The organism is Alkaliphilus flagellatus, assembly GCF_018919215.1.
In the GTDB taxonomy this organism is placed as follows: domain Bacteria; phylum Bacillota; class Clostridia; order Peptostreptococcales; family Natronincolaceae; genus Alkaliphilus_B; species Alkaliphilus_B flagellatus.
In genome coordinates this window covers 107,553-125,847 of record NZ_JAHLQK010000005.1, presented here as the reverse complement: position 1 = coordinate 125,847, position 18,295 = coordinate 107,553, and the positions used below count along the sequence as shown (strand labels likewise).

Below are 18,295 nucleotides of genomic sequence, written 5' to 3'. Positions count from 1 at the left end.
CTAACTTGCTATTTCATCTTTTTTATTATCTGAGAGTTTCACTGAAACTAAGCTTGATATACCACTATCCTGCATGGTTACTCCATATAGTGCATCTGCACTTTCCATTGTTCCCTTTCTATGAGTAACAACGATAAACTGAGTATCTTCAGACAGTTCTTCTAAAAATTGTGCGTATCTATAAACGTTAGCATCGTCCAGCGCCGCTTCTATCTCATCTAATATACAGAATGGGCTTGGCTTTACTAATAAGATTGCAAATAATAAGGATATTGCTGTTAAGGCCCTCTCTCCACCGGATAAAAGAGATAATGTTTGCAGTTTTTTTCCCGGAGGCTGAGCTATTATATCAATACCGCATTCTAATACATCTTCCTCATTCTCCAGGATAAGATCAGCCTTGCCTCCACCAAATAGCTTAACAAAAACATTATTAAAGTTCTCCTTAATAATCTTAAACTGATCTATAAATTGTTTCTGCATAGTTTGTTCCATATCACTAATTACTTTAACTAATGATTGCTGTGCCTGACTAAGATCTTCCTGCTGCCCCTTTAGAAAATCATATCTTTCCTTCACCTTTTCATATTCATCTATAGAATCTATATTTACGGTGCCAAGACCCTTTATTTGATCCTTTAATATCTTTATTTCTTTACTTGTATTACTGATATCTGAAATTTCTTCTTTAACATCTAAAGCTTCGTTATAGGTTAATTCATATTCATCCCACAGTCTGGTATAAAAACTCTGTTGTTGCATCTCTAACCTAGTTCTCTTAACATCTAGCTTATGGATACTCTCCTGTAATTCTAATAAAACTGATTCTACTTGTTTTAATAACCTTTTAACTTCTACCTCTTTAACCTGATATTTTTCTTTATTTGATCTATGTTCTTTTAATTCATCTTCATATGTTCTTAATTTCAATGACAATTTATTTAACTCACTAGCTAGGCTACTAATCTCGTCTTCACAAAGTACATTTATTTTGTTATTTTCTTTTAATTGATCTTCTTTATTTTCTAAAGCTATTTCATTATTCTTAATAGATTGCTGTAACCGTTCGATATCTTGTAAAAAGGCCTTCTTTTGCTCCTCTACAGTCGCCAGTTGTACCTTATACTCAGTAAGTGTACTATTTATACTGTCTAATTGTTGTTTTTTTTCTACTAATTCCTGTTGATTTTCATTTGCTTTAGTTTTAGTACTTTCAATTTCCAGTTCTAAATTCTTTATTTCGCTTTCAAGTGCTATATATCTGCTTGTAGTTTCTTTCTTCGTATTTTCTATTTGCCCAATTTCATTTTCAGCGTGCTTATATAGATTTTCTAATTGACTTTTCTCTTTGGTACATTGTTCTATATTACTATACAAAGTAGCAAGTTTAATTCGGTTTTCTTGTAAATTTGTGTTTAATAAATCTATTTCATCTGCGATAACATTTATTTCTTTGTCCAGTTTAGTATACTCTTCTGTCTTTATATTTAATTTATCTTTAATAATATCTATTTCTATGATTAAATCCTCTAATTCTCTTTTTCTCCCCAAAATACTATTACTTTTACTAGAAATGCTTCCACCAGTTAAAGAACCTCCAATATTTAACACATCTCCATCTAAAGTTACTATTTTAAATTTATGTTTAAGTAGCTTTGCAATTTCTATTCCTCTATCTAAGTTCGGAACAATTAACACCCTTGATAATAGGCTAGAAAAAATGTTTTTAAACTCTTCATCAAATGTAATTACATCAAAAGCTATTTCAGCATCCTTAAAGTTTCTAATAATATTTAGTTCATCATTAGTAATAGATCGTTCTTGTACAGTTGTTAATGGTAAAACCGTAATTCTACCTAAGTTATATTTTTTTAAGTATTCAATTAATCGCTTTCCATCCTTCTCATCTTCACTTACGATATACTGAAGAGCTGGCCCTAAAGCAGTCTCTATTGATACCTCGTATCCTTTTGGTACTTGAATTAGATCTGCTACTGCGCCAAATACACCATTTCCTAGTTCCTTGTTTTTATCACAGGCAATTAGGATGTTTTTTACACTTTTATTAAAACCCTCATGTTCTTTTTCCATATCTTCTATAATATTTTTTCTAGTTTCTTTATTCCTGCCTTTGTTTTGAAGTTCATTAACCTCACTTGAAACTTCATTTAACTTTTTTATTAAACTATTTTTCTTATTACTCTTTTCTATAACATCATTTCCAATACTTTTATTATCCTTTTCTAGTTCCTGTAAACTATTATTAAGAAGGCTAAGCTCTTTGGTTTTTTCTACAATTTGCTCTTTATGCCCACTATACTCCAAGCTTACTTGTTCCATCCGTTCTTCCATTGTGTCTAACAAAGTTTTTAAGCTTTTAGATTCACTTTTTCGATCAGATATTTCGTTAATGGTATCTATAATAAAGGTTTTACAATCCTCTAAATCCTTTTCTTTTTGAGAATTGATATTATATAAATTATTATATTCTTTATTTTGATTATTAAGGCGCTCTTTAATATCATCTAAATCGATACATACATCTTTAAACTCTTTTAGTTTCTCTTCAAGTTTTTTAGAAACATCAGCTTGAGTATCTTGAATCTCCTTTATTTCTAATTTAATTCTTTCTATGTTTAAATCATTATTGTTAGATTTTTCTTTTTTTAAATTGATCTGCCCTTCTATTTTTTCAATCATTTTTTGGACATTATAGTATTCATCTTGCTTATTAGATATTTCCATATCATACTGGCTGATTACCTTTTCTAAATCTTCCAAGTTAGAAGTATAAAACTGTTTTTGTCCCTGTTGTTCTTCAATAGATTTTTTTAGTACATTTATCTGTTCGTATATATGTTTTAGTTCATCATCTATTTTGTCTATTTCCTTAATAAAAAGATTCACTTCCAATTTTAATAGTTTTTCTTTTAATACCTTAAACTTTTTTGCTTTAGTGCTCTGCTTCTCTAAAGGACCTAACTGGCCTTCTAGTTCATTTAGTATATCTAAAACTCTTAGTAAATTTTCCTTTGTAGAAGATAATTTTTTTTCAGCTTCATCTTTTCTAGTTTTATACTTAACTATACCAGCTGCCTCTTCAAAAATTTGCCTTCTATCTTCTGATTTATTACTCAGTATTTCATCAATCTTACCTTGTCCAATTATAGAATATCCATCTTTTCCAATTCCAGTATCCATTAACAACTCCCGTACATCCTTAAGACGACAGGAAGACTTATTTAAATAATATTCACTTTCTCCTGATCTATAGACTCTCCTCGTAATTGTTACCTCACCATAATCAATCGGTAAGGCTTTAGAACTATTGTCCAGTGTAATGGATACCTCTGCCATACCTAAGGGCTTACGACTAGTAGTTCCAGAGAAAATAACATCCTCCATCTTACTTCCCCTAAGGGTTTTAGCACTTTGTTCTCCAAGTACCCAACGTATAGAATCTGAAATATTACTTTTGCCACTACCATTAGGTCCAACAACACCAGTTATGCCAGACTCAAAGTTAATTTCTATTTTATTAGCAAAGGATTTAAATCCCTGAATTTCTAATCTTTTAAGATGCAAAGATATCCCCCCATTATTACATATGCTACATATTATAGTTACTGAAATATTTCATCTGAAGCTAACAACTCTAAGACTCCCTCTTATACAAGAGGGAGTGAGAATTGTTAGACCCTGGAACGAAACGACTTAACATTCAGTGGGAGAAAAAGTTCTCTCTGAATGTAGTCTTATTTTATCATAAAGCTGCTATTATCTCTACATTTACTTCTCCAGCTAGAATATTACTTAAGGGGTAAATTTTAATCTTTCTAAATCCATACTTATTTTCAAAATAATGCTTATTAGACTGATTATAACCAGAAACCTTTGAACAGTCTTTAGAATTGCAATATATATTTAGTACCATTCCTTCTAATTTCTCATTCTTTGTTATTTTATTTTCTATAATATTTTTGTACACTTCTGTTTCTACAATTTCTCGAAAGGCAGGGTGGTATGGACCTGCCACAATTCCCCTCCCTATAGATATTTCTTCCGTTGCTTGAAGCCCCAGACGAATAATAGGTATATTATTTTTGTTAAATTCTAAAACTAGCTGTTTGCACAAATAAACAGCCTCATTAAGGCTGATTGGTTTGTATACTCCATCTAAATACAATTTTTCTAATAACGTATCCTGTATAACTATTGTTGGATATATTCTAACAAAATCAGGTTTGCAATCAATAATATCTCTTGCTGTTTTTAGAAGTTTTTCTTCCGTATCACCATATAAGCCAACCATCATTTGAAGTCCAAGCTGAATGTTCCTTTGTCTTATTAAAGATACTGATCTAAAAACATCTTTTCTTGAATGGCCTCTATTGTTTAAATTTAACACATCATCGTCTGTTGATTGTACACCTAATTCAATTATTGAAACGCCGTAATCTAGTAAAAAATCAAGAATCTCTTCATTAATGTAGTCTGGTCTTGTTGAAATACGAATTTCATTAACTAGTCCTTGCTTTTTCTTTTCATATGCAATTGTTAAAAGCTGGCTTTGTTGTTCTTTTGGTAGCCCCGTAAAGCTTCCTCCATAAAAAGCTATTTCCTTACTTCCATCTACCTTTTTTAAATTTTCAAGTTGAAGATTTACTATTTGAGAAACTTTATCGGCAGTTACATCAGTTCCTTCTCCAGCGATTTTCTTTTGATTACAAAAACTGCAGTCGTGAGGACATCCCTTGTGAGGTATAAATATAGGAATAATAATTTTTCTCTTATTCTTATTCTTATTCATCTTCCATATTCACCTTCTCTAATGCTTTTTTCGCAGCCATTTGTTCTGCTTCCTTTTTGCTTTTACCTTCTCCAGCTCCAAGAACTCGATCTCCTAATATTACTTCAATCCCAAAGGTTTTATTGTGATCAGGTCCAGTTTCATTTACTACTTTATAACTGATTTTATCATCATATTTTCTTTGCAATAACTCTTGAAGATCAGTTTTATAATCCCTAAATAAACTTCCAGTACTAGCTAGTTCTATACTATGTGCTAACATGTTCAAAATAAACTTGCGTGCTATTTCTATTCCACCATCTAAATATAAAGCTCCTATAACCGCTTCAAAGGCATCAGCTAATATGGACACTCTATCTCTTCCACCTGTCACCTCTTCGCCCTTTCCTAACAACAGATATTTACCTAACTTTATTTTCTTAGCTTGGTGTGCTAAAGAAGGCTCACATACAACATTAGCTCTTACCTTCGTCAACTCTCCTTCAGGTAAAGTATTATATTTTAAATAAATATACTCGCTAACTACAATGCTCAAAACCGAGTCTCCTAGAAATTCTAGTCTTTCATTATTATGAATATATCTATTACGACTCTCATTAGCATAGGAGCTATGAGTCAATGCTTCATTTATCACAGTTATTTCATTAAATTTATATCCTATTATCTTTTGAAATTCTTTTATTTGTGCTAGACGACTTGTATCTAATTTCATTTCTTACCTCCACCATTTCTTATATATGTATTAATAACAATCAACAATAAATTTGTTTTAATTGTACTATTATATTGTTTAAATTGCAAAAATTATAGGAAGAAGTTTTTCCTTCTTCCTATAATAAGTATATTTATATAAGGCTATTCATATTTTTTAAAAATAACAGTTGCGTTATGACCACCAAAACCTAATGAGTTTGAAAGGGCATAATTAACCTCTCTCTTTTTAGCCACATTAGCAACATAATCCAAGTCACATTCTGGGTCTGGTGTTTCATAATTAATTGTAGGAGGTATAATTCCCTCTTTAATCGCCATAACACATGCAATAGCTTCAATTCCGCCAGCAGCACCTAGAAGATGACCCGTCATTGACTTCGTTGAGCTTACGGCTAATTTATATGCATGATCCTTAAATACAGTTTTAATTGCAGCAGTTTCAAACTTATCATTGTATGGTGTACTTGTACCATGGGCATTAATATAGTCTATGCTATCGTAATTAATATTAGCATCCTTTAATGCACTAGACATAGCTCTAGCACCTCCTTCACCCCCTGGGGCAGGAGCAGTGATATGATATGCATCAGCACTTGTACCATAGCCTATAACTTCTCCGTAAATAGTTGCGCCTCTCTCAAGGGCATGTTCTAGCTCTTCTATTAAAAGTATCCCTGCCCCTTCTCCCATTATAAATCCATCTCTATTGGCATCAAAAGGTCTGCTAGCTTTTTTAGGATTATCATTATTAGTTGACATAGCCTTCATGGAGCAGAATCCAGCTATAGATAATGGTGTAATAGAAGCCTCAGCTCCACCTGTAATCATAATATCTGCATCACCCTTTTGAATTGTACGGAAAGCTTCACCAATAGCATTTGTGGAAGCAGCACAGGCGGTAACTATTGTTGTGTTTGGCCCCTTTGCTCCTAGAGCAATAGATACTTGGCCAGATCCCATATTAGATATTATCATGGGGATAAAAAATGGGCTAACCCTCTTCGGACCTTTTTCAAATAATTTCTTACTCTGTTCTTCCAATGTTTCAATTCCACCTACGCCGGATCCTAGGATAACTCCAAAACGCTCAGCATTTATTTTTTCAATATTTAATTGGCCATCATTTACCGCCATTTGTGCAGCTGCAACAGCAAATTGAGTAAAGCGATCCATCTTTTTCGCTTCTCTTTTATCAATATAATCTTCAACATTAAAATCTTTTACCTCTGCAGCAATCTTGGTAGTAAAATCTTCTGTATCGAATTTTGTAATATAATCTATGCCAGAAACACCCATTGTTAATGATTTCCAAAATTCTTCTTTTCCAGTACCTACAGGTGTAATACATCCAATGCCTGTTATTACTACTCTTCTTTCCATAGTGCTACCTCCTTTATTACAAAATCCCGATTATATCGGGATTTAATATTACTATTTATTTAACTCTACATAATCAACAATATCACCAATATTTTTAAACTTTTCAGCTTCATCATCTGGAATTTCAATACCAAATTCATCTTCAATTTCCATAATTATTTCAACAGCATCTAATGAGTCTGCTTCTAAATCGTTCATTAAAGAAGTGGTTCTAGTAATTTCACTAACGTCTTCTACACCTAATTGACCCGCAATAATCTTAACAACCTTTTCGAATGACATATAAATTTCCTCCTAATTGTTTTATATTTTTTATAACGCATAAGAAAGTATAAAACTACTTAATATACACTTTCTGTAAAATGCGTTTCAACAAATGCTTCTTTAGTTTAAATAGTTTCGATAGAAGCCTTTGTTATTTTAGAGTATTTAAAAACTTACATTGCCATACCGCCATCAACATGAATTACTTGACCAGTAATATAGCTAGCATTGTCACTACTTAAAAATAATACTAGATTTGCAATGTCTTCGGGCTTACCATATTTCTTCATGGGGATAATTTCCAGCATACTTTCCTTTACATTTTCAGGTAAAACCTTTGTCATATCGGTTTCTATAAATCCTGGAGCAATTGCATTTACTGTAATGTTTTTACCTGCTATTTCCTTAGCCAAAGATTTAGTAAAACCGATAACACCAGCCTTTGATGCACAGTAGTTTGCTTGACCCGGATTTCCTACAACCCCTACTACTGATGATAAATTAATAATTTTACCATACTTTTGTTTTATCATTTTTCTAACAACTGCCTTTGTACATAGGAATACACCTTTTAAATTTATATCCATTACTTGATCCCAGTCTTCCTCTTTCATTCTAATAAATAGGTTATCGCGTGTAATTCCAGCATTATTTACTAGGATATCAATTCCATCAAACATTTCTTCTATTTTGTCCATCATGTCGTTTATTTCTTCAGCATTTGAAACGTTTGCCTTCACTGCTAAAGCTTTAACATTAAAACTTTCAATCTCTTCTACAACCTTTGCTGCACTTTCTTCATTGCTTGTGTAGTTTATAATAACATTTGCACCTTGATTAGCAAGGGCTAAAGCAATTGATCTACCTATACCTCTGGATCCCCCTGTTACTAAAGCTGTTTTGCCTGTTAAGTTCAAAATTACACCTCCAATTTTACTTGTAATACTTGTTTAAAGCTGTTTACATCTTCAACATTATAAATATTAACCTTCTTTTCTTTAGTCTTGGCTATTCTTTTTATAAATGAAGATAAGGCTTTACCTGGTCCAATCTCTATAAAATTATCTACTCCTTCATCTAACATTAAAGAAACAGAGTCTTCCCATAGTACGGATTTACTTACCTGCTGAACTAAAGAAGGTATAACCTTTAATTTTGATGATAGTATCGATGCTTCTACATTAGTTATAACAGGAACCTCTGGATCATTTATTTTTAACAACTCAAGATCTTGTTGAAGTTTTTCACCAGCACCTTTAAGCAAACTACAATGAAAAGGAGCACTAACAGGTAATATAACAGCTTTTTTAGCACCAAGCTCTGCTGCCATTTTTACAGCAGCCTCAACTGCCTTTATTTCACCAGAAATAACTATTTGTCCAGGACTATTGTAATTAGCCGCTTCTACTATTCCATATTGTCTAGCTTTTTCTATACATAGTTGTATCTGATCTCTATTCAATCCTAAAATAGCCGCCATAGTACCTATTCCCATTGGTACTTCTTCCTGCATATATTTACCTCTTTTTTTAACCAATTTAACTGCATCTTTAAATGAAAATACATTTGACTTAACTAAGGAGGTATATTCCCCTAGGCTTAGACCAGCAGTCATATGACAATTAAGTCCTTCATTTTCTAATACCTTTAGCATAGCAATTGAAGTAGTTAAAATAGCTGGCTGGGTATTTTCGGTCTTCATCAATTCATCGTCTGGTCCTTCGAAACAAAGTTTCTTCATATCAATATTTACTTCATCACTAGCCTCTTCAAAAATACTCTTTGCAACTGGGAAATTTTCAACAAAATCCTTCCCCATTCCTACATATTGAGCACCTTGACCCGGAAAAACAAATGCAATTTTCCCCATAACTATGCCTCCCTATTGAGATTGCTTACTAAAGTAAGCTGCTCATTTGCATCTGAAATTATTTCTTCTATTATTTCTTTACAGGGCTGAATTTTTGTAATCATACCAGCTATTTGTCCTGCCATTACAGATCCGCTTTCTATATCTCCATCAATTACAGCTATTTTCAGTTTTCCTTGTCCAAGTCCTTCAATTTCCTCCGCAGTAGCTCCGCCTTTCTCTAATTTGTTAAATTCTCTTACTAGCTTGTTTCTTAACACTCTTACAGGGTGACCTGTAACTCTTGCCGTAACTACTGCATCTCTGTCCTTGGCATTTATTATCATTTCCTTATACCTATTATGAGCTATGCATTCCTCTGCACAAATAAATCGCGTTCCCATCTGCACTCCTTCTGCACCTAGGGATAGTGATGCTAATAGACCTCTACCATCAGCAATTCCTCCAGCTGCTATAACAGGGATACTAACTATGTCTACAACTTGTGGTACCAGTGCCATCGTAGTAACTTCTCCAATATGTCCACCAGCTTCAGTTCCTTCAGCTATGACCGCATCTGCTCCCAGACTCTCCATTCTCTTCGCAAGGGCAACCGATGGGATAACTGGAATTACTTTTGTACCAACACTTTTAAACTTCTCCATAAATCTTCCAGGATTCCCTGCACCAGTAGTAACTACAGGAACCTTATTTTTACAAACAACTTCTACTACCTCGTCAACAAAAGGAGATAACAACATAATATTTACACCAAAAGGTTTATTTGTCATATTTTTTGCTTTTAAAATTTCCTTTTCTACGATTTCACCAGGAGCATTGCCAGCTCCAATTATACCTAATCCCCCTGCCTCAGAAACAGCAGCTGCCAACTCCGCAGTAGCAACCCAAGCCATACCACCTTGTAGTATAGGATATTTAATATTTAATATTTCACAAAGTCTATTTTTAATCATATATTTGCCTCCAATACAATATGCCTGCTTCACGTCTTAACTACAGAGTATATACCCTCTAATAACAAACTATTTATACCACCTAATTACAGATGATCCCCAAGTTAAACCTCCACCAAATGCAACCAAGGTCACTATATCTCCTGTTTTAATGTTACCTTTTCTAACAGCTTCATCCAATGCAACAGGTACAGAAGCTGCAGACATATTCCCATAATTATTTAAATTTACATATACTTTATCCATATCCAGATTAAGTCTCTTTGCAGCAGCTTCTATAATTCTAATATTAGCTTGATGAGGAATCATATAATCTATATCATTCAATTTAAGACCGCTACTTTCTATGGCCTGCAATGTTGATTTTGCCATTATTCTCACAGCAAACTTAAATACTTCACTTCCGTCCATTTGCACATAATGTAAGTTATTTGCAACAGTTTCAATTGATGCTGGTATTCGAGAACCACCTGCTGGCTGTGTCAAATAGTCCCCACTGGAACCATCAGCTCCTAAGCTGCTAGAAAGTATACCGTAGCCTTCCTTAACTGGTTGTAATATCGCTGCTCCAGCTCCATCACCAAATAAAACACAGGTGTTACGATCCTTCCAATTAAGAATTTTACTTAAAGTTTCTGCACCAATTACTAAGACATTTTTATACACACCTGATTTAATAAACTGCTCTCCAATAGTGATGCCATAAATAAAGCCAGAACATGCTGCTTCAATATCAAAAGCCGCTGCATTCTTTGCGCCAATATTTTTTTGCACAATACAAGCAGTAGAGGGAAAGGCCATATCAGGAGTTACAGTAGCTACTATAATTAAATCAATATCTTCAGCTGATAGCCCAGCGTTATCAATAGCTCTTTTAGCAGCTTCTGTAGCTAAATCTGATGTAGCTATTTTATCTTCTGCAACTCTTCTCTTGGATATGCCTGTTCTGGTTTTAATCCATTCGTCAGTTGTATCTACTATATTTTCTAAATCAAAGTTAGTTAACTCTTTTTCAGGAAGATAGCTACCTGTGCCTGTAATCCCTACAGATAAAAATTTATTCAAGTGTATCAACTCCCAAACTGGTAATTTCTGTAGTAATATCTTCAATTATATTATTATCTACGAATTTGATTGCCTGTCGTACTGCATTTTTTATGGCTTTTCCATCTGAACTTCCATGAGCTTTAATTAGTACTCCATTAACACCTAGAAATGGCGCACCACCATATTCTGTATAATCAAATCTTTTTTTAAAGTCCCTTAATCCGGATTTTAATAATAGGGCACCAATCTTTCTAAAAGTATTCTTAACAAATTCTTCTTTTAATAAACCAAAAATAGACGATGCCAAACCTTCTGTAAGTTTTAAAATAACATTTCCCGTAAATCCATCACATAAGATAACGTCCGCATACCCACTAGGTATATCTCTAGCTTCTACATTGCCTTTAAAGTTAAAGGATGCATCCTTACAAAGATTATGTGCTGCCTTTACAACATCACTTCCCTTTTCTTCTTCTATTCCTATATTAACAGTACATACCTTCGGCTTTTTAATACCAATTACCTTTTCAGCATAAATACTTCCCATAACTCCAAACTCTAAAAAGTTTCTCGGTTTACAATCGGCATTAGCTCCTCCATCAATAAGTACAGAGATTCCTTTAGTAGTAGGATATACAGGAGCAAGTGCTGGACGATCTATTCCTTTAATTCTACCTAGCAACAAAAGTCCACCTGCTAATAGAGCTCCTGTATTTCCAGCAGATATAATAGCATCTGCCTTATTCTCCTTAACCAGTTTCAATCCTACAACCATCGAAGAATCCTTTTTCTTTCTAATTGAAATTACAGGTTTATCTTCATTTGTAATCTGCTCACTACAATGTATTATTTCTATTTTTTCCCTTGGATAATCATATTTTGCTAATTCATTTTCTATCATCGGCTGGTTACCCGTTAAAATAATATTTACGTCATAACTCTTAACAGCCTCTATAGCTCCTTCAACAGTAACTGATGGAGCATTGTCTCCTCCCATTGCGTCAATAACGATTTTCATATTTGGCCTCCTTATTTACTTTTAATTATTACCAATATGAATTTACCACGAAATACTTGTATTTGATTAACGTATATTTTAACATGAACAAAGTGATTATTTCCCCGTACTCTTATCACTTCGGCCTTTGCTACTAGTTTATCCCCTGCACTGACAGGACTTAAGTATTTAATATTAGAAACCCCAGTTAGAGCTACTTCTGCATCTACTACAGCCATTGCTAAGGATTCTGCCTGTGAAAAAATATGGTGTCCTCTAACTATACTGGTTTTACTAAAGGCCATTTCAGATGTAGTTTCTAAAATTGATATTCCACTAACACCTAGGTTTAAGTCTACTAACTCTCCTACAATTTCAGCCCCTATAATACTTCGTACTTTTTCATAATTTTTTTCAGCCACATTTTTTATACGTTGTCTAAGTTCTGGAATCCCTAGTTCCAATCTGTCTAATCGAATAGTCTGTATACTTACTTTAAAGTTCTCGGATAAATCCTCATCGGTTACAAAAGGGTCTTCTCTTAATAGTTCTAATAACTTACTTTGTCTATTTACTTTACTTAATCTTCCGGTTTTACTCACCATTATCACCTCGATTTAGTACTAAAATTTAGTACCTGGTTATAATATAAAGTATATATTCACTTTATAAAAAAATCAAGTACTATATGTTTTTTTCAATAAAAAAATAGTAATGCATAACATAAATCAATGTACGCATTACTATTTTCCCTATATTTATATAATATATTATTGAGCAGCAACAACCTCTTTGTTTTTATAATATCCACATTCAGGACATACTCTGTGAGGTAACTTTGGCTCGTGACACTGTGGGCATTTTACAAACCCTGGTGCAGTGTATTTTGAGTTAGCAGCTCTTCTCATATTTCTTTTAGATTTTCCAGTTTTTCGCTTTGGTACCGCCATGCTTAACACCTCCTTAATCTTGTTCTAACAATTCCTTAAGCTTAGCCAATCGAGGGTCAATATCCTCATCAATAGACTGTGTATGACTACAATCACATGATTTGTCTTTTAATTTGATCCCACAATTTGAACAAAGCCCTTGACAGCTTTTATCACATACAAGTTTCATTGGAATGTTCATGATAATATTTTCTTTAATTAATTCATCAAGATCGATAGTGCTTTCTTGGTAATAAATTATATCCTCATCTGATTCATCAGTTTGATCAGTAGATAAATTTTCATGAACAAACTCTGCATTGATACTTGATTTAAAGGGGTAGGTAAAGGATTCTAGACACCTACTACAGTTTACCTGCATGTGGGTTTTTATTCCCAAATTCATATATAGTCTATCATCAATTACGTACAGTTTACCATTCACGTCAACAGGTGATATTATATCTATAATATCACCATAATAATCAATGGTGTTAAGATCTAAGGCGAAGTTTAAATCTAAAGTGTTCTTATCCCCTTTTTTTATACTATCTATATCAAGTTTCATAGCTCTCACCTCGATCATATCGCTAAGATAGATTATACAAATGATTTTTTTGTTTGTCAAGTATTTTATCTTGATAGCAGACAGTTGTAATTCCATATCTTAGCAAATATTTATTTTAAAAACTTTAAAAGGTAGGTATACCTACCTTTTAATATTATTGAACTATAGCCTTAGTCTCTCGTGCAATTGCAAGTTCTTCATTTGTAGGTATTAACAATACTTTAACCTTAGAATCATCAGTAGTTACTATTGTTTCTTTTCCTCTTACATTATTTCTCTCATCATCAATTTTTACTCCTAAAAATTCAAGATTCTTACAAGCTTCTTTACGGGTGTCTGGAGAATTTTCTCCTAAACCAGCTGTGAATACTATAGCATCTACTCCGCCCATTTCAGCAGCATAAGCTCCTATATACTTTGTAACTAATTTATGATATACATCAAGAGCTAATTGTGCTCTTTCATTTCCTTTAGCAGCAGCCTGTTCGATATCTCTAAAGTCACTGCTAACTCCTGAAATTCCTAAAACTCCTGATTTCTTGTTCATCATTTCGTTAATTTCGTAGCAGGATAAGTGATCTTTTTCCATTAAAAAAGTAACAATAGCAGGGTCCATATCACCACATCTTGTTCCCATTGCTAACCCTTCAAGCGGAGTAAAGCCCATGCTTGTATCTATTGATTTTCCTCCATCTACAGCAGTAATACTTGCACCATTTCCTAAGTGACAAGTAACAATTTTTAGATCTCCAATAGGTTTTCCCAGGATTTCAGCAGCTCTGTTTGCTACATACTTGTGAGATGTTCCATGGAATCCATATTTTCTAATTTTATGTTTCTCATACATTTCATATGGTAATGCATACATGAAGGAAGCCTTAGGCATAGTTTGGTGGAATGCAGTATCAAATACTCCTACCATAGGTACATTAGGAAGTATTTCCTCGCAAGCATGAATTCCCATAAGGTTTGGAGGGTTATGTAATGGTGCAATATCTGAACACTTTTCTAATGCTTTTTTAACTTCATCTGTTATAAGTACGGAATCAGAAAATTCCTCGCCACCATGAACAACACGGTGTCCTACCGCTGATATTTCATCCATTGACTTTATAGCACCATGATTTGGATCTACTAATGCATCTAATACAATTTGAATTGCTGCCTTATGGTTATCCATGTTTTGTTCAATAACAACCTTTTCTTTACCAATAGTTTCATGTTTAACTACTGAACCATCTATTCCTATTCTTTCAGCTAAACCTTTTGCTATTAGCTCTTCATTTTCCATATTAATAAGCTGATATTTCAATGAAGAACTTCCGCAGTTAACCACTAAAATTTTCATTTTAAAACCTCCTCGTTTGTATGTACATATTTCATATAATTGATATAACATAAAATTCTAACATATCAATCATAATAAATTATAAGTAATTTATCAAGATATTTAAACATTTTTTAGTAAAATTTATATTTAATTTTAAGTCTTACCAAATTCCATAATATTTATTAAAATAGTAATATAAATTTTTTTAGGAGGTCATATGAAAATTTTAGGTTTAATTACAGAATATAATCCTTTCCACAATGGACATCTATATCATTTAAATGTATCTAAAGAGATTACAGGTGCTACTCATACGATTGCAGTAATGAGTGGTAATTTTCTTCAAAGAGGTGAACCAGCTATTGTGCACAAGTGGGAACGTGCTAAAATGGCTGTAAAATCAGGTGTGGACTTAATAATTGAAATTCCTACTCCCTATGCATGTGCAACTGCAGAGTTATTTGCTTATGGGTCAATAAGCCTACTTAATAGCTTAGGGGCTGTTGACTGCTTTAGTTTCGGTAGCGAAGTTGGTAATTTAGATTTGCTTTTAGAAATTGCAGATGTACTAACTAGTCCTTCCTCTGAATTTAAAAAAATATTAAAAGGCTATGTTAATTTAGGTTTCACATTTCCTGTAGCAAGATCCATTGCTATAGTTAAATATTTTGAAGAAGTAAGATCATATAATGAAGAGCAATTAAATTTAATAAATAATATTATAAAAAACCCTAATAATATTTTAGGTATAGAATATTTAAAAACCATTAAAAAGCTTAAAAGTTCAATTATACCCTATACTATTACTAGAAAATCTGCCGATTATCATAACAGATATATTACTAACAGCTCAATTGCCAGTGCTACCGCAATTAGAGAACATCTACTTAAGAACGAGCCTCTATCATACCTTAGCTCTGTTGTGCCAAATGATACTTTTAATATTCTATCTTCTAACATAGATAGTGGTATAGCTCCTATCTTTAGTACAGATTTTCAGGAATCCATTTTTGCTATATTAAGAAGAAGTAAGTTGGATGATATAAAAAATATTTTTGATGTAGTAGAAGGATTAGAGAATAGAATATATCAATGCTCTAATAATGTAAATTCACTTTCTGATCTTTATAATTGCATTAAAAGCAAGCGTTATACATTAACAAGGATACAACGTATTTTAATGCATATTTTGTTGAATATAAGTAAAGATGATATTTGCTATTTTAACAATAATAAGGGGCCCCAATATGCACGTGTATTAGCATTTAATCACAAAGGACGAGAAATATTACAGACTTTAAAATCTAGCTCCTCTATTCCAATAATATCTAATTTAAAACACTATAAACCACAAAATATGATTGCAGAAAGAATGCTAAATATAGATATCCGTGCAACAAATATCTATTCCTTAGCATTTAAAAATAAAGCAAATATAACAGGACAGTTAGATTATATAACTAGTCCATATTATCAAAAATAATCAAATAAGTATTTATTACTAAACTAATAATGAATAACCCTCCTATTTGTAAAATATATATTTAGTATAGAATTTTGGAAGTTGCACGGCTTAGTTTAAATATGCAATTTCCTAATTTAATATACTATAATATAGTTTCATCTAGGAGGATAATTATGTCTATAAATATTATTTTAATTGTTAGTTTGCTCTTAATATTTTTTTTGATTTTATCACAGTTTAGAAAATTTACTCGCGGTAAGTCCTATAAAAATTTATCCTACTACTTCATAATATTAGTCACATTATTTCTAATAGCCTCCATTATAATATACCCTGGCGAATCTGTAGATGCAGCTTATGACGGACTAGTAATATGGACAACATTAGTTATTCCTGCTTTACTTCCTTTTTTTATTGGATCAGAATTATTAATTAATCTTGGTGTAGTTAAGTTTTTTGGTATACTTCTAGAACCAATTATGCGTCCAATATTTAATGTCCCTGGTGAAGGCTCTTTTGCCTTCGCAATGAGTATCACCTCCGGGTATCCTGTAGGAGCTAAAATTGTTTCTAAGCTTCGTTTAGATAAAATCTTAACTCAAGTAGAAGCACAAAGATTAATATCCTTTTGTAGCACCTCTGGACCATTATTTATGATTGGTTCTGTATCTGTAGGAATGTTTAAATCTTCAAAGATAGGTATTCTTATAGTAGCTGCCCACTATATTGGGACTATTATAGTAGGTATAATCTTTAGTTTCTATAAAAAATCATCAGATAATTATAGAGCTGCCAAATCAAAGGAACATTTACTTAAAAGAGCCTTTCATCAGCTATCTAAAGGTAATAATTCAAATTTCTCTATAGGAATAATTCTTGGAAACGCTGTGAAAAATTCATTAAACACCATATTAATGGTAGGAGGCTTTATTATTCTATTTGCTGTTGTTATCCGTATGTTAGAACTTCTGAAAATAATCGATTTAATTACTTCAATTCTAGTTATGCTACTTATACCTTTTAAAATATCACCTTCAATTATTAGTTCTTTTGTTGCTGGACTTTTTGAAGTGACAATGGGAGCAAAAATGGTTGCAGATAGCATAGGTATGGATCTACGCACTAAGGTTGCCATAGCTAGCTTTGTAATAGGATGGAGTGGTTTTTCTGTACATGCGCAAGTTTCAAGTATTATTGGGTTAACAGATATAAAGACTTCTTTATATTTGTTTGCTAAATTTTTACATGCCGCTCTCTCCTCATTAATAACCTATTTTCTTTTCCCTATTTTCAGCAATTTTTTTGTTCTATCATTTCCAGTATATAATTCTTACCAAGAAATGAGTCTTCATAAAAAATTTTTATTTAACTGTCAATTATCAATAGAATTATTTATTGCAGTTTTAATAAGCTTACTTATTGTATCTTTAATAACTGCTCTTCTATTAAAAATCCAAACTTATTTTTCCAAAGGAAAAGGGATGAAGTAATAACTACTTCATCCCTTTTATTTCATCTCTATTTTCTCTTACCGTATTTACAAGTTCTACTAAATTTTCTTGTACAGATTCTAACAGACTATCTACATAATCCTTTGCACCTAATCGCATTTCCTTAGCACTATTTTGTGCCTGCGTAATTATTTCTTCGGCCTGATTATTAGCTAGTTTAGTAATTTCACTTTGATCAATCATTAATAAAATATGATCATTTGCTTCCTCTAAAATCGTATCTGCCTCTTGCTGAGCCTCTGCTAATATACGTTGTCTTTCTTCTTTAATCCACTGAGCTTGTTTAACTTCGTCTGGCAAATGAATTCTAATTTCTTTAATAATTTCTAATATTTCTTTTTTATCTACTAATACTTTTTGTGCAAAAGGTATTGATGACCCATTTTCAACTATATCTTCTAGTTCTTCAAGCAACTTCAATACATTCATTAAATAATCCCCCTTACGTACTATAAAG

17 protein-coding genes are annotated in these 18,295 nt (G+C 32.4%); 2 read left to right on the top strand and 15 right to left on the bottom strand.

Going from position 1 to position 18,295, the window contains the following annotated elements; genetic code table 11:
• From smc to KQI88_RS13235, 14 genes are all read right to left on the bottom strand, one after another.
• Positions 1-3,585, bottom strand: coding sequence for a chromosome segregation protein SMC (smc, locus tag KQI88_RS13300; RefSeq protein ID WP_216418117.1), 3,585 nt, complete (start codon positions 3,583-3,585; stop codon positions 1-3).
• Between the two features lie 178 nt (positions 3,586-3,763).
• Complete coding sequence (locus KQI88_RS13295) at positions 3,764-4,810, bottom strand: elongator complex protein 3 (protein ID WP_216418116.1); 1,047 nt, start codon at positions 4,808-4,810, stop codon at positions 3,764-3,766.
• Positions 4,803-5,522, bottom strand: coding sequence for a ribonuclease III (gene rnc, locus KQI88_RS13290; protein WP_216418115.1), 720 nt, complete (start codon positions 5,520-5,522; stop codon positions 4,803-4,805). The genes KQI88_RS13295 and rnc overlap by 8 nt, the downstream gene beginning before the upstream one ends.
• A gap of 143 nt (positions 5,523-5,665) precedes the next feature.
• Positions 5,666-6,904 carry a beta-ketoacyl-ACP synthase II gene (gene fabF, locus KQI88_RS13285; RefSeq protein WP_216418113.1) on the bottom strand — a complete coding sequence of 413 codons (1,239 nt, stop codon included), beginning with the start codon at positions 6,902-6,904 and terminating at the stop codon, positions 5,666-5,668.
• A gap of 51 nt (positions 6,905-6,955) precedes the next feature.
• Positions 6,956-7,186: an acyl carrier protein gene (gene acpP, locus KQI88_RS13280; RefSeq protein WP_216418111.1), complete on the bottom strand. Its 231-nt coding sequence runs from the start codon at positions 7,184-7,186 to the stop codon at positions 6,956-6,958.
• 155 nt (positions 7,187-7,341) lie between these two features.
• Positions 7,342-8,088 carry a 3-oxoacyl-[acyl-carrier-protein] reductase gene (gene fabG / locus KQI88_RS13275; RefSeq protein ID WP_216418509.1) on the bottom strand — a complete coding sequence of 249 codons (747 nt, stop codon included), beginning with the start codon at positions 8,086-8,088 and terminating at the stop codon, positions 7,342-7,344.
• Positions 8,088-9,038, bottom strand: a complete 951-nt coding sequence (gene fabD, locus KQI88_RS13270; protein WP_216418109.1) for an ACP S-malonyltransferase — start codon at positions 9,036-9,038, stop codon at positions 8,088-8,090. The genes fabG and fabD overlap by 1 nt, the downstream gene beginning before the upstream one ends.
• A gap of 2 nt (positions 9,039-9,040) precedes the next feature.
• Positions 9,041-9,991 carry an enoyl-[acyl-carrier-protein] reductase FabK gene (fabK, locus tag KQI88_RS13265; RefSeq protein ID WP_216418108.1) on the bottom strand — a complete coding sequence of 317 codons (951 nt, stop codon included), beginning with the start codon at positions 9,989-9,991 and terminating at the stop codon, positions 9,041-9,043.
• A 69-nt stretch (positions 9,992-10,060) separates the two neighbouring features.
• Positions 10,061-11,056 carry a beta-ketoacyl-ACP synthase III gene (locus KQI88_RS13260; RefSeq protein ID WP_216418105.1) on the bottom strand — a complete coding sequence of 332 codons (996 nt, stop codon included), beginning with the start codon at positions 11,054-11,056 and terminating at the stop codon, positions 10,061-10,063.
• Positions 11,049-12,056 (bottom strand): phosphate acyltransferase PlsX, encoded by a 1,008-nt coding sequence (gene plsX / locus KQI88_RS13255; protein ID WP_216418103.1) that lies wholly within the window; start codon positions 12,054-12,056, stop codon positions 11,049-11,051. Before plsX ends, KQI88_RS13260 begins: the two co-directional genes overlap by 8 nt.
• An 11-nt stretch (positions 12,057-12,067) precedes the next feature.
• Positions 12,068-12,640, bottom strand: a complete 573-nt coding sequence (fapR, locus tag KQI88_RS13250) for a transcription factor FapR (RefSeq protein WP_216418101.1) — start codon at positions 12,638-12,640, stop codon at positions 12,068-12,070.
• 165 nt (positions 12,641-12,805) lie between these two features.
• A complete protein-coding gene (rpmF, locus tag KQI88_RS13245) occupies positions 12,806-12,985 on the bottom strand; it encodes a 50S ribosomal protein L32 (RefSeq protein ID WP_212378248.1) in 180 nt (59 codons plus the stop codon).
• Positions 12,986-12,998: 13 nt separating this feature from the next.
• The gene (locus KQI88_RS13240; RefSeq protein ID WP_216418099.1) at positions 12,999-13,532 is read right to left on the bottom strand and encodes a YceD family protein; all 534 of its coding nucleotides are present in this window, start codon (positions 13,530-13,532) and stop codon (positions 12,999-13,001) included.
• A gap of 154 nt (positions 13,533-13,686) precedes the next feature.
• Entirely contained in the window at positions 13,687-14,880 is a 1,194-nt protein-coding gene (locus tag KQI88_RS13235) for an acetate/propionate family kinase (RefSeq protein ID WP_216418097.1), read from the bottom strand.
• A gap of 199 nt (positions 14,881-15,079) precedes the next feature.
• Between KQI88_RS13235 and KQI88_RS13230 the strand changes: the two genes are divergently transcribed.
• Together KQI88_RS13230 and ylbJ are read left to right on the top strand one after the other, a co-directional pair.
• Entirely contained in the window at positions 15,080-16,345 is a 1,266-nt protein-coding gene (locus KQI88_RS13230; protein WP_216418095.1) for a nucleotidyltransferase, read from the top strand.
• A 155-nt stretch (positions 16,346-16,500) separates the two neighbouring features.
• Positions 16,501-17,817: a sporulation integral membrane protein YlbJ gene (gene ylbJ, locus KQI88_RS13225; protein WP_216418093.1), complete on the top strand. Its 1,317-nt coding sequence runs from the start codon at positions 16,501-16,503 to the stop codon at positions 17,815-17,817.
• Between the two features lie 3 nt (positions 17,818-17,820).
• Here ylbJ and KQI88_RS13220 read toward each other — a convergent pair whose 3' ends face one another.
• Positions 17,821-18,267 carry an ATPase gene (locus KQI88_RS13220; RefSeq protein WP_216418091.1) on the bottom strand — a complete coding sequence of 149 codons (447 nt, stop codon included), beginning with the start codon at positions 18,265-18,267 and terminating at the stop codon, positions 17,821-17,823.
• Positions 18,268-18,295 lie beyond the last annotated feature (28 nt).